This is a genomic window from Corynebacterium sp. NML130628, assembly GCF_001875665.1.
GTDB lineage: Bacteria > Actinomycetota > Actinomycetes > Mycobacteriales > Mycobacteriaceae > Corynebacterium.
Genome location: NZ_MLAL01000013.1, coordinates 1 through 12,417, shown reverse-complemented (window position 1 = coordinate 12,417; position 12,417 = coordinate 1). Strand labels below are relative to the sequence as shown.

At 62.5% G+C, this 12,417-nt stretch carries 8 protein-coding genes and 1 pseudogene; 5 read left to right on the top strand and 4 right to left on the bottom strand.

Annotated elements, in window-relative coordinates; translation table 11 throughout:
- The first annotated feature begins 12 nt into the window (after positions 1–12).
- Positions 13–2,463, top strand: a complete 2,451-nt coding sequence (locus BJP07_RS02140; RefSeq protein ID WP_071565851.1) for a hypothetical protein — start codon at positions 13–15, stop codon at positions 2,461–2,463.
- Positions 2,464–3,520: 1,057 nt separating this feature from the next.
- Here the strand turns inward: BJP07_RS02140 and BJP07_RS02135 are convergent.
- The 3 genes from BJP07_RS02135 to BJP07_RS02125 are packed head-to-tail and all read right to left on the bottom strand — an operon-like array spanning position 3,521 to position 8,149.
- Positions 3,521–5,785: a serine/threonine protein kinase gene (locus tag BJP07_RS02135; protein WP_071565850.1), complete on the bottom strand. Its 2,265-nt coding sequence runs from the start codon at positions 5,783–5,785 to the stop codon at positions 3,521–3,523.
- Positions 5,772–6,791: a glutamate ABC transporter substrate-binding protein gene (locus BJP07_RS02130; protein WP_143109639.1), complete on the bottom strand. Its 1,020-nt coding sequence runs from the start codon at positions 6,789–6,791 to the stop codon at positions 5,772–5,774. Before BJP07_RS02130 ends, BJP07_RS02135 begins: the two co-directional genes overlap by 14 nt.
- Positions 6,788–8,149 carry a hypothetical protein gene (locus tag BJP07_RS02125; RefSeq protein WP_071565849.1) on the bottom strand — a complete coding sequence of 454 codons (1,362 nt, stop codon included), beginning with the start codon at positions 8,147–8,149 and terminating at the stop codon, positions 6,788–6,790. Before BJP07_RS02125 ends, BJP07_RS02130 begins: the two co-directional genes overlap by 4 nt.
- Before the next feature lie 59 nt (positions 8,150–8,208).
- Between BJP07_RS02125 and BJP07_RS02120 the strand changes: the two genes are divergently transcribed.
- The 3 genes from BJP07_RS02120 to BJP07_RS02110 are packed head-to-tail and all read left to right on the top strand — an operon-like array spanning position 8,209 to position 10,365.
- A complete protein-coding gene (locus BJP07_RS02120; protein ID WP_071565865.1) occupies positions 8,209–8,688 on the top strand; it encodes an NUDIX domain-containing protein in 480 nt (159 codons plus the stop codon).
- Positions 8,681–9,634: an ABC transporter ATP-binding protein gene (locus BJP07_RS02115; RefSeq protein WP_071565848.1), complete on the top strand. Its 954-nt coding sequence runs from the start codon at positions 8,681–8,683 to the stop codon at positions 9,632–9,634. The genes BJP07_RS02120 and BJP07_RS02115 overlap by 8 nt, the downstream gene beginning before the upstream one ends.
- A 2-nt stretch (positions 9,635–9,636) precedes the next feature.
- Positions 9,637–10,365, top strand: a complete 729-nt coding sequence (locus BJP07_RS02110; protein WP_071565847.1) for an ABC transporter permease — start codon at positions 9,637–9,639, stop codon at positions 10,363–10,365.
- Positions 10,366–10,783: 418 nt separating this feature from the next.
- Here the strand turns inward: BJP07_RS02110 and BJP07_RS02105 are convergent.
- Positions 10,784–11,980, bottom strand: a pseudogene (locus BJP07_RS02105) (IS3 family transposase).
- 191 nt (positions 11,981–12,171) lie between these two features.
- Between BJP07_RS02105 and BJP07_RS02095 the strand changes: the two are divergent.
- Positions 12,172–12,417: transposase (locus BJP07_RS02095; RefSeq protein ID WP_255365901.1), on the top strand; the 246-nt coding region annotated here is incomplete at its 3' end.

Below are 12,417 nucleotides of genomic sequence, written 5' to 3'. Positions count from 1 at the left end.
AGGACAACGACAGTGACCGGCACAACGACCAAACAACGCATCGCAGCGATACTCGCAGGCGTCAGCGTCGCCGCAGGCTTCGTCGTGGCACCCCACGCAGACGCGGCAATCACCAAAGGTAGCTTCGCCATCGGCGTCAACCGAGACTCCGAAGGCGGCAACTTCCGCGTCGACGTCAACAAAGCGCGCGTGTCCTGGATGTACTTCAACCACCCAAGCAGCACCACGCGTCTTTTGCAGAACGCTTTCTACATCGACGGCGCCGTCAACGGCTCGCCCATGAACTACGTCGGAAACGCCACCGAAGTCGTCGAAGCACGCCCAGTAGGCAACCACGACCGTGTCGTACTGCGCCACACCGACCCCAACTCCGGCGTCGAAATGACCCGCACCTTCCTCATCAGCAACGACTCCATCCAAGTCACCGTCGCGCTGCGCAACACAACAGGCCAAGACGCCAACCTGCGCGTCGAAATGGCCAGCGGCATCATCGACCGCGACTTCAACGTCACCGGCGTCCCCCGCGGCGACGGCTACCACGTCGACGTCAGCAACAGCTACAAACTCAACGTCGACTTCATGGGCGCCACCCGCAAAGGCAAAGGCCCACAACGCTACGACGCCATCAACGGCGGCACAAGTGACGACGCCCACTTCGTCGCCGGCGTCTGGGAACAACACGTACCCGCCAACGGCACCCTGCGCGCCACCACCGCCATGACCCTCGGCGTCGCCCAAGGCACCATCGACACCGACGGCGACGGCTTCCCCGACGAATGGGAAGAAAACGGCTTCACCGACGAACACGGCAACCCCTTCCCACTCAACAAATGGGGAGCCGACCCCAAAAAAGTCGACCTCTTCCTCCAACTCAACTGGATGAAATCCGAATGGGAAACCAAAAAATGCTCCGAGCAGCGCAAATACGCGCCCACCGAGGAAGACTTCCGCAAATTCCTCGACTGCTCCGAAGCCAACACGAACGTGTACCGGCCATCCCGCCAAACCCTTAACGACCTCGTTGACGCCTTCGCCGAACAAAACATCAACCTGCACATCGACGCCGGCGAATACTACAACCCCATGCGCCTCACCAACCCCCAAGGCGGCCCAACCGAAGACTTCCAGCCCTACTACTTCGAAGGCAAAGTCCCCGGCATCAAAATGCTCGAAGACCGCGACCGCCTCCTCAACGGACGCCAAACCGTCTTCCGCGTCGGCGTCATCGGCGACCAACAAACCCGAAGCAACTTCTCCTCAGGAAACGCACTGATCGGGGACGGCGCATTCTACGTCGCAAAGAACCGCATGATGACCTCGCAAGACCAACTGCGAAACACCATCCTGCACGAATTCGGCCACAACCTTGGCCTCACCCACTCCGGGCCGCTCGCCGACCCCAGTCGACCCATCTCCGACTACGTGCCCGGCTACCTCTCAGTCATGAACTACCTCTACCAGTTCACCGACTTCCGATACTCCAACGAACGATCAAAACCACTCAACAAACTGCCCGAAGCATGCAAGACCGTCCAGTGCTACACCGGTGACTACGACATCGAACCCGACTGGCCCAACCTCGCATTCATCGGTGGGCAAATCGGCCGCGCCCACGGCACCACCGGCACCCCAGGCCACGACCACGACCACGACCACGAGCACGAGCATGCCAACGACGAACCAACCGTCCGCGAACTCGAGGTCTACTCCGCCGAATTCAACAACGGCAAGGCCGGCCTGCGCGTCCGCACCGAAGAAGGCGCCGACAACATGATCATCGCCAACCGAACCGACTCCAAGGTCAGCATGGAGATCGCCAACCTGGGCATCGACATCCACAAATTCCGCCTCCAAGCCACCTACCCCGGCGGCCGATACGAGCAGGAATACACCATCGAAGGCGCCCTCAGCGACGAATCCAAACTGCCCATCAGCGTCCCCATTACGAACACCGCCGGCTACAGCGGCTCCACCATGCCGGTCACCTTCCGCGTCTTCAACCAAGACAACGACATTGTCGCCGACGACACCATCGAGTTCTCCGTCCTCAACTACAACGGCGAAGACACCGCGAAGCTGATCAAGGAGCTCCGCAAGAAGAACTCCGACCTGCTCCGCAGGGCAGAGCAGACCGTCGGCAAGGAGGAAGGCGGCGCCGGGCCACGCCCAACGAAGCCACTGGAAACCCAAGCCAACGCCGTCATCCCGAGCCGCGCCGGCCAAGCGCCAGTGACCTCACTGAACGCCGCACCAAGCGGCACCTACGACGCCCCTTCGCCGACCACCTCGCGCCCCAGCGAGCCGACTGTGCGTCCTGCTCCTTCGACTGCCCAGCAGCAGAACCCAGGCAAGGGCGGGGAAGCGGGCGGCCTGTCCGGCGGCGCCATCGCCGGCATCGTCGTTGGCCTGCTCGCCTTGATCGGTATTCTGGGCGCTGCCGCAGTTGGCATGGGAGGGTTCTAACTTTTTCGGCTTCCATTGTGCACCAGATTCCCCCAGGTCCAGTTCGTGACCTGGGGGAATTCGTCTGTGCGTTCGGGAAATCCTGGAATGTGGTGTCTGGCTGGGTGAGGTGCGGTGGGGTGCGCACCACATTCCCTCTTGCGGATCCCGCGACCTGGGGAAACGCGAATTGGGCCGCCGAAAACCTGGAATATGGTGCCGGGTAGAGGGGGAAAGCAATGACCCCAGCGATTTGCAACTTAATGCAGGGATCGTCCTGGGGCCTTCGCTGGTGGAGGCTATCGGGTTTGAACAGATACGTCAATGCGGTGGCGTATGCACTTCGTGCTGTGCCTGCACGAGGAGCGAGTCAATCTGTCAGAACCCGGAAGTCGCCGCTTCGCTCGCTGACCTTGAGCGTTGGTTTTCTGTTCCACGCATGGAGACCTTTTCGCACCGGAAAACCCTGTGGACCTATACCTTTGGAACGCCCAACTGGGTAAAGCGTTCCTTGAGGATATTGAGCATTTTGAAGTGCTGCTGCGTAACTGGATTGATCGACATGTTGCTAGAACTTGGGGCCAGAAGTGGTACGACAACATCAAATCTGCGTCGAACCCTACTGGACTGAACTTTAATAGCATTGATAGGCGGGGGATAACAAAAGCGAAATAGCGTGCGGGAGAAGTGGATCCGCCTCCGGGGCGTGTGACTGCAGAGTTGACGCTCGATTTTTGGGTTCACATATTTGATAAGCGACATAGTGCGACTATCCACCCGAAGCTTATCTCGGCGCCCTTAGTGGGTGGCAGTTGGGTACGGAGCGTGAATGTGGTGCAGGGCTGGGTGGGGCGCGTTGGGGGGTGACACCAAATTCCCTCCCTCAAACCCTGCGACCTGGGCAAACGTTGGGGGTGTTCCCCGAATTCCTGGAATGTGGTGTCTGGCTGGGTGGGGTGCGCACCAGATTCCTTCACGCGAGCCACGTGACCTGGGGAAATGTGAAACCCGTTTGCGAAAAACAAGGAATTTGGTGCACGCGGCACCCGAGCAACCCCCAAGCAAGCCCCAACCAACCCTAGAACCACGTGACGGGTCGGATTTTGTTGGCCATGTCGACCAGGTCGAAGCGGTGCTGGAGGTAGGGCGCCACTCGGGCAAGCGCGCGCAGGGTTCGGGCGAGTTCGTTTTGGAGTTCGTGGGCGGTAAATGGGGTGTCGAGGATGGGGGAGGGGTCGGGTTGGTGGCCGTCGAGGGTGTAGCTGAGGGCGGCGCGGAGGATGAAGACTTTGATTTGGAGGTAGCGGGGTTCGGTGTTGGGGATGCGTTGGAGGCGTAGGGCGGCGTTGCGGATGCGGTCTTCGGTGGGATCGGTGACGAGGCTGAGGATGGCGGTGAGTTGGGCGAGTCGGTTGTGACGGGATGCGACTGGGACTTGGTCGAGGGCGGCGGCGGCGAGCTCGGGTTGGTGTTCGTGCATGAGTTGGCGGGCGAGGCCGAAGGCGGAGGAGACGGTGGTGGGGTTGGTGCTCCAGACCAGGGCGTAGAGGCGGGTGGCGTGGAAGCGGAGCATGGCGGGGTTGGTGGTGACCATGGACCAGTCGGGGGCGAGCAGCCCGCGGTCAAGGAGGTGTTCGAAGACGGAGTTGGGGAGTTCGTCGAGGTGGCGGTCCATGCCGGCGGCGCCGCGGGCTACGCGTGGTTCTAGCAGGGCGGTGTCGTGGAGGTCGGCGGTTTGGAGGAGGAGTTCGGCGACGGCGGCGAGTGCGAGTTTGGTGGCGGATTCGCCGGGGAGGATTTCGAGGACGCGGGAGAAGGCGACCTGGGCGTCGGTGTAGTTGCTGGTGAGTAGGTTGGTGATGCCGGTGTACCAGTGGTACCGCCAGTTCTTCCGCAGCCTTACGTCAAGCGAGTCAAGCCAGGTGCGCGCTTGGGTGGTGAAGCCGAGGTCGAGGAGGGTGCGGGCGACGGCGAAGGGGATTTCGATGGAGTCGGGGTGGCGGTCTTCGGCGAGGGCTTGGCGTAGCGCGGCGAGGGTTTCGGAGGGTTCGGAGTAGGTGGTGCTTTGGAGGGTGGCGGCGCCGGAGTCGGTGGCGTCGACAAGTGGGATGGGGAGGGCGATGTTGACTTCTTGGGGTGTGATGGTGACGGTGCGGGTGATGCCGTCGAGGAGTTGGTCGGTGCGGAAGACGACGTGTTTGGTGCCGAAGGTGCGTCGTTGTGGGGAGAAGAGTGAGTGTTGGGCGGGGAAGGTGCGTCCGTCGCGGATGGCGAGTACTTCGCGTAGGACGCCGAGGAGTTGGGCTTCGAGTTGGGTGACGGATTCGAAGCGGTCGTCGCGGTTGGGTGCGCAGCAGCGGGCGATGAGGCGGTAGAGGGAGATGTAGCGGCGGAAGAGGGGTTCGGTGGTGGGGGTGGGGATGTCGGCGTCGTGGGGGAGGTCGATGATGAGGGCGGCGAGGGTGCGGCCGATGGTGTAGATGTCGGATTGGACGGAGGGGCCGTCGATAGATACTTCGGGGGCCTGGTAGCCTTTGGTGCCGTAGATGAAGCCGTAGGAGCCGATGCCTGAGACGGCGCCGAGGTCGATGAGTTTGACCTGGTCTTCGGTGACGATGATGTTGTCGGGCTTGAGGTCGTTGTAGACGACGCCGCGTGAGTGCAGGTAGTCGAGTGCGGGCAGCACTTCGAGGATGTAGGCGATCGCGATGTCAACCTCGCACCTGCTTATCGACGGCCCACCAACGTACTCCATGACGATGAACCCGCCGGGCACGCGCGGGTCGTCGATGAAGTTGAAAATCTTTACGATGCCGGGGTGGGTGATGTCGGCGAGGAATTCGCGTTCGGCGACGGCGGCGGCTTCCTCGTCCTTGTTGCGGGCCGAGTGTAGCCCTTTGAGCACGACGTTGCGCCCGGAGACGAAGTGGTCGGCGGCAAGATAAATCCAGCCCATGCCGCCGTGTGCGATGGTGCCGAGGACTTCGTACTGTTCGGCGACCATGTCGCCGGGTTGCAGGGCGGGGGCGGGCACGTTGTTGAACGTGGATGGGTCGCGAAGGGCGTCGTTGGGGTTGGTGGGGTGGACCCAGGGGAGTTCTACCATGCCGTCGGCGACGGTGCGGGTCTCGCGCTTCGTGCCGCGCAGCTCGCGGAACCGGTCGAGGGCGCGGCGCCGCGAGCGTTGCGAGGTGTCTTCCTGCTGTTTCTCCTTCCGCAGCGTCTCCAGGTCTTCGAGGAGGGCGGACATGGAGTCGTCGTACTCGAAGAGGTCGTCGTCATCGTCGTCGTCGGCGAAGGGGTCGAAGGCGACGGCTTCGGTGCCTGGGTCATTCGTGCTCATTGGGTTCCTCCCGGTACATCAGCGGTGGGGGGTAGGGGTCTGTGGTGGAATCCGACAGCCACTCCTGGAACATGCGGCGCCAGGTGCCGTCGGCCCTGATGCGTTCGATGGTGGCGTTGACCTGGCGCACCACCGAATCGTTGCCGAGCGGGATGCCGACGGCGTAGTACTGGGTGGCCAGCGCGTCCGGCAGGATGTCGGTGTGGGGGTCTTGGGCGATCATGCCGGCGAGGATGGCGTCGTCGGCGATGATGGCGTCGGCCTGGAATTGTTGGGTGGCCATGAGGCAGTCGGACCAGGAGCGGGTGCGCAGCACCGGCGACTGCGGCGCGAGGGTGCGCACGATGTGGAGCAGGGTGGTGCCGTCGACGACGCACACCGTGCGCTCGGGCAGGTCGTCCATGCTTGTGATGCCGCGATCGTCCGGGGCCAGCACCCTGACCTGCGACTTCAAGTACGGGGTGGAGAACGCCACCTTGGCGGCCCGCTCCGGGGTAATCGACATCGTCCTGATCACAACGTCCACACGGCCCTTCTGCAGCAGCTCCGCACGCGAAGCCGAGTCCACGAAGCGGAAGTCCACCGCCTCGGGGTCCCCCAACAGGTCGCGGGCGATCTCCTGCGCCAGCTCGACCTCAAACCCGCGCAGCTGGCCGCGCACCATATCGCGGTAGGACAGCAGGTACTGGGACTGCTCCACGCCCACGACCAGGCGGCCGCGCTGCCGGATCCGCTCCAGGGCCGGGTCACCTGGCTCGTCCTGGGTGGTCTCGCGCGGGCGAAGCGAGCCCTCCCAGTCCAGGCCGTGCGGCACAAACTTCGCCGAGGGCTGCTTGCCCGCCCCGTCCAGGAGCGCGCCGGGCGGCAGCGGGATCGCCTCGTGCGCCGTGGACGCCGTCCCCGTCGGCGGTGACTCCAACGTCCCCAGGGAGGACCTCGGAGCACATCCCGCCGCGCCCGCCGCCACCGCGAGCGCCACCACCAACGACCCAGCCTTGCGCATCATACGTACTCCCTGAATCGGCGTTGCACCCCGAACCACATGCAGATCACGGCCAGCAGCGAAAGCAGTGCCACCACCGTCGACACCAGCCGTGTTGCGTCCAGGGAGGTGTGGATGTAGTTGCGCATCTCGGTCCGCGACGCCTCAATCAGCTCCACCATGTTCTCGTCCAGCTCCGTGTACGCGGTGGACGCGCTCGGGTGGTCGGGACTATCGACCATCAGCACGTCGACGGCGCGCTCAAAACGGCCGGCGTCCAGCGTCGCCACCAGCTCGCTATGCGCCTGCGACCACTGCTCCAGCGCCCTTCTTGCCGACGCCACCTCCGGCGCCTCCGACGCCCTCTCCAACGCGGAGCCCACCGTCTTGTACGTGGACTCGAAGGACTCCGTCGACTCCGCCACGGACTGGCGGCGCAGCAGCGCCATCGTCTCGTCGGTGCGGGTTTCCTGGGCGCGGATGCGGGCGTCGGTAAGCTGGCGCCACGGCGTGGCCGCCTGCTCAAACCCGACGACCCCCGAGCGCCACGACACAAAATTCGAACCCGCAACCCACGCAAGCGCCACCACCATCGCCACCGAGGCCGCCACGAACCCCTTGTTCCAGCGGCGGCGGAACGTGCGCCACAGCCACCACTGCGCGCCCGCCAGCAACAGCAGCGCCGCAACCAGGCCCGAAAGCGGCACCCACTGCGGCGCGTTGAGGCGCACCATCTCCACCGCGACCTGGCGCTGCGTCAACGCGAACAACGTATTCGCCGACGTAATCATCCGTTCGCGTATCATGCTGGACGCCTCAGACATGTAGGACACACCCACCGGGTTGCCCATGCGCTGGTTCACCTTCGCGCGCTCCATAAACGCGACGTACAGCGGCAGGTCGCGCTGGATGGAGCGCACCAGGTTCTGGATACGCTCCTGGTCCTCCGGCCGCGTCAATTCGGAGGCGCCCTCGTAAATGTCGCTGGCAGCGATCACCGCCTGATCTATCGATGCCAAATACGCCTCCACCTCCTCCGGCGTCATCAACCCCGGCTGCACGAAGCCCGTCGTGGCCACCGTGTCCGCCTGCGACAGCGACGTCAGCAGCACGTGGGCGGAGTGGCTCATCGGCTCCGTGGTCTGCACCAGCACGTCCAAGGCGTGCTGCCGCTTACTCATCGACTGGCTCTGCGCAAACCCAATCGCACCCACCGCCACCGTCAGCACCAGCATCATCGCCAGCATCTTGCCCGGCGTCGTCATCACGAAATCCGCCAACCTGCGCAGCGCACGGATCGGCCCGCTCGACGCGCGCTGCTGCGGATGCAGCGCAAGATCATCCAACCAGGCGTCGCTGGGCGGTGGCGTCGTGACTGTCATTCCTCAACCATAACCACCACACCCTGCCTATTTCTAGGAAACGACCTACAGTGGAACACATGCAAGGAGACGGCAACGGATGGGTAGAAGGCCCCAACGGACAAAAAATGTGGGGCAAACACGGCGCCGCAGGACTCTTCCTGCAGGCCACACACGACGGCGAACCCGTCGTACTCATGCAACACCGCGCCCCCTGGACCGCCCAAGGCGACACGTGGGGCATCCCCGGCGGCGCCCGCGACTCACACGAAACAGCCTCCCAAGCGGCACTCAGGGAGACAGCAGAAGAATGCGGCATCGATGGGGGCGAAGTGGACGTCGACAAGGAATTAGTGACGTCCGGTCCCGCGCCCAGCGGCTGGACCTACACCACCGTGCTCGCCCGCGTACGCGCCGGCCACCCACTGGCGACCACTGCCAACGAAGAAAGCGTCGAACTGCGTTGGGTTCCCCTGACAACTTTGGAAGAACTTGCCCTCCACCCGGGCCTGCGTGCAGCGCTGCCGGACATTCTCAGGCATACTGTTTCGCATGATTGAAGTCCAAAACCTGTCGAAGGCTTACGGCCCCGTCCGCGCCGTCGACGACATCAGCTTCCGCGTCAAACCGGGAGTTGTCACCGGATTCCTCGGCCCCAACGGCGCCGGCAAATCCACCACCATGCGCATGATCGTCGGCCTGGATAAGCCCACGTCAGGCAGCTGCCTTATCGACGGCACCAGCTACCGCAACCTCAAACGCCCCGCCCAAAAAGTCGGCGCGCTCCTCGACGCCAAAGGAGTCCACCCCAACCGCTCCGCCCGCGCGACGCTCCTCTGGCAGGCGCAGGCCTCCGGGCTCCCCACCTCCCGCGTCGACGAAGTCCTCTCCCTCGTCGGCCTCACCGACGTGGCCGGCAAGAAGGTTGGCGGGTTCTCCCTCGGCATGGGCCAACGCCTCGGCATCGCCGCAGCACTCCTCGGCGACCCCGAATACCTCATCCTCGACGAACCCGTCAACGGCCTCGACCCCGAAGGCATCCGCTGGGTCCGCTCCCTCCTCCGCGCCCTCGCGCAGGAAGGCCGCACCATCCTGGTGTCCTCCCACCTCCTGGCCGAAATGGCGCAGACCGCCGACCACCTCATCGTGATCGGCAAAGGCAAACTCGTCGCCGACACCTCCGTCCACGACTTCATCAAAGCCCACTCCGGCTCAAGCGTCGTGGTGCGCGCTTTGGAGGATGGCTTGGGGGCGTTACGGGCGGCCGTGGAAGCAGGCGCGCCGGGCGCCACCATCCGCCCAGGCACCGACGCCGACGGCCGACCCAACCTCACCATCAACGACGCCACCCCCGAAACCATCGGGCGCATCGCCTTCGAAGCCGGCGTCATCCTCACCGAACTCAGCGAACACCACGCCTCCCTCGAAGACGCCTACATCCAATCCACCGAAGGCACCGAACAGTTCGCATCCCGCTCCGAACATACAGTCCAGGAAGGCAAGTAACCATGAACCTCATACTTTCCGAGTGGACCAAACTCCGCAGCACCCGCGCCTTCTGGTGGACCAGCGCCACCATGATCATCGTCGCCGGCATCTACGGTGCACTCTTCGGCTGGCTCGCCAACACCTCCGGCATGCCCTACACACCCCTGACCGTCGTCTCGACCGTCTCCATGACCATCGGGATCGTCGTCATCGTTCAGGCTGCCATGACCGTCACCACCGAATACCGCTTCGGCATCCCCGCCACCAATTTCCGACTCACACCCCAGCGCTGGCAAGTCGCCCTCGCGAAACTGTGCGTCGGCGTGGTCGGCGTAGTCGTTGCGACCTTGGTGGCCGTCGTCGTCGCCTTCACCCTCGCCGATCTCACCACCGCCATCCCCGCAGGCTGGACCACCAATTCAGCCACCCAGCGCGCCCTCTGGGCAATCCCGCTCGGCATGGCCCTGCTCACCCTGTTCACCCAGGGCGTCGGCTGGATCGTCCGCAACACCTCCGCCGCCATCGTCATCGGCCTGTCCATGATGCTCCTCCTGGAAACCATCGTCGGCTTTATCCCCAAATACGGCCAAGACGTTGCGAAGTTCCTGCCCTTCAACAACCTCATCGCCTTCATGATGAACCAACCCACCCAACACTGGGAACTCAGCGCCTCCCTCGGCATCTTCGCCGTCTGGGCCGTGGCGCTGTGGGTCATCGGCGTGCTGCTGACCGAGGCGCGGGACGCCTAGGTTTCGCCGCCTGGCCGGTTCCCGCGCACCAAATTCCTGCTTTTTGGAGCGCGGGTTTTGCATTTCCCCAGGTCGTTGGGTGGGCGCGGGGGAATTTGGTGCTTGTGCTGGTGCGTGCGACACCAAATTCCTGTTTTTGCGCTTTGTGTCAAGTGGTTGTGGTCCAGCTTCATGGTTAGCAATGCATCATCAAAGCACACGGCGTCGGCGCTGTCTTGCTTGTTGTGCGGATAATCGTGACTTTCTCAGGCAACCCAGTCGGTGTTTTCGGTCGCGCGGTAATGAGCCCATCAGCAAGGGCTTGCTCGACGGCATCTTGCCGGTTGGCCTCCATCTGTTGCCACGTGCCATCGGGGCCGACCCCTGAAAAGTAGACACCATGGGGTGGTCAAATAATGGGTTCAACTCTAGCGTATCGCTACGCGCAACGAGATTCGTACTCGCAAGGAGTCAAATACTTGCACCAAGAATGACGCCGACTGGTGTTGTAACGCACGCACCACGCAAAGACATCGCGGCGACATATCAACTGGTTTGCAAAGACTTTGTTGTCCTTGAGCACTTCTCGCTTCAACGTCGCGTTAAACGACTCCGCCAACGAATTATCAGCACTCGTGCCAACCGCACCCATCGACTGGGTTACCTGCAAGCGGCGACACGTCGCCTGAAACTGCGACGAGGTATATACACTGCCGTGATCCGAGTGAAAAATCGCCCCAGCAAGACTTCCACGACTACGACGAGCATGCTCGAGTGCTTCTTCTACCAGCTCAGTGCGCATGTGATCGGCAATCGCGAAGCCTACAAGACGTCGGGAGTAACAGTCGATCACCGTTGCTAAATACATATTCGCCCCACCGGCAACCGGTAGGTAGGTGATATCGCCGACAAGGACCATATTAGGCGCTTGTGCAGTGAAGTTACGCTTGACTAAGTCGGCAAACACCTTCCGGTTGCGGGCGGATCGCGTGGTGGTGACGTTGCGTTTTTTCGTGTAGCCACGCAGCCGCAGCAAGCGCATAATCCGGGCGATACGCTTGTGGTTTACCGGATCATTATCGAGGTATTTGTCACTGTAGTTCAGCTCAGCGGCGATGCGTTTCGCACCGTAGAGTTGGTCTTTTTCCTCGAAGATCGTCTTGACTTTTACTCCCAGAAGCGCATCGGCCACCTGGCGGCGTTGCCGCCTAGGCTTGGTGGCTTTCCACTTGTAGTAGGAGCTTCGGTTGATATCGAGCACCGTGCACATCCGCTTGACCGAGTACTCGGTGCGGTGGTCATCAACAAACCTTAAAGCGGATCACCAGTTTGTCTCTTCCATGAAATACTTCGCTGCCTTGCGCAAGATGTCGCGTTCTTCTCTGAGCTTGGCGTTTTCGCGTTCGAGCTGGCGAAGTCGTTCTGCGTCCGTCAGCATCTTTGCTTCGTTGGCAGGGGTTGTTGTTTGAAAGGATTGGGCTTTGGCACCGGTGCCGAGTCGTTGGACCCACGCACGTAGTGTGGCGCGGTTGATGCCTAGGTCTTCGGCCGTGGTTTTCAGTGAGGCCTCTGGCGTGTTCTCGTACATGGCGACGGCGTCGCGCTTGAATTGCTCCGAATATGTTTTCCGTGGCATTAGGGTAGGTTACCTTTCTCCGACACTGTGTTGTCGGTTTCAGAGGTGTCTACCTAACGGGCCTGGGCGTGACAGCTGCACGGGGCAAGAAGTCGCACAAGTGGCTTTCGCGGTGAGGGTGTCAGGAAGTTTGTGCGTGAGGCTCTGATCTAGAAGGAGTTTCACCGATAATGGCCGCTGGCCCTTAGTCTATCGACCCGACCGCGTATCTCGAAGAGCTACTCACTCAAGCATCACCCGATCTGATGCGTCAGATGCTCGGTGATTTCATCAACCAAATTCTATCTGCCCAAGACGATACTGTCGGCAGCGCTGACTACGGCACCACCAGCGACAACCGCGTCAACCACCGCAACGGCTACCGCCACCGACTACTGGATACACGGGTCAACACCGTCGATGTGACTATCCCGAAACTACGCCACGGTTCCTTCTTG

Excerpts from the sequence above, each read along its gene's own strand:
- BJP07_RS02110 (WP_071565847.1), top strand. The coding sequence starts at position 9,637 with ATGAACCTCATACTTTCCGAGTGGACCAAACTCCGCAGCACCCGCGCC.
- BJP07_RS02130 (WP_143109639.1), bottom strand. The coding sequence starts at position 6,791 with ATGATGCGCAAGGCTGGGTCGTTGGTGGTGGCGCTCGCGGTGGCGGCG.
- BJP07_RS02125 (WP_071565849.1), bottom strand. The coding sequence starts at position 8,149 with ATGACAGTCACGACGCCACCGCCCAGCGACGCCTGGTTGGATGATCTT.
- BJP07_RS02115 (WP_071565848.1), top strand. The coding sequence starts at position 8,681 with ATGATTGAAGTCCAAAACCTGTCGAAGGCTTACGGCCCCGTCCGCGCC.
- BJP07_RS02135 (WP_071565850.1), bottom strand. The coding sequence starts at position 5,785 with ATGAGCACGAATGACCCAGGCACCGAAGCCGTCGCCTTCGACCCCTTC.
- BJP07_RS02120 (WP_071565865.1), top strand. The coding sequence starts at position 8,209 with ATGCAAGGAGACGGCAACGGATGGGTAGAAGGCCCCAACGGACAAAAA.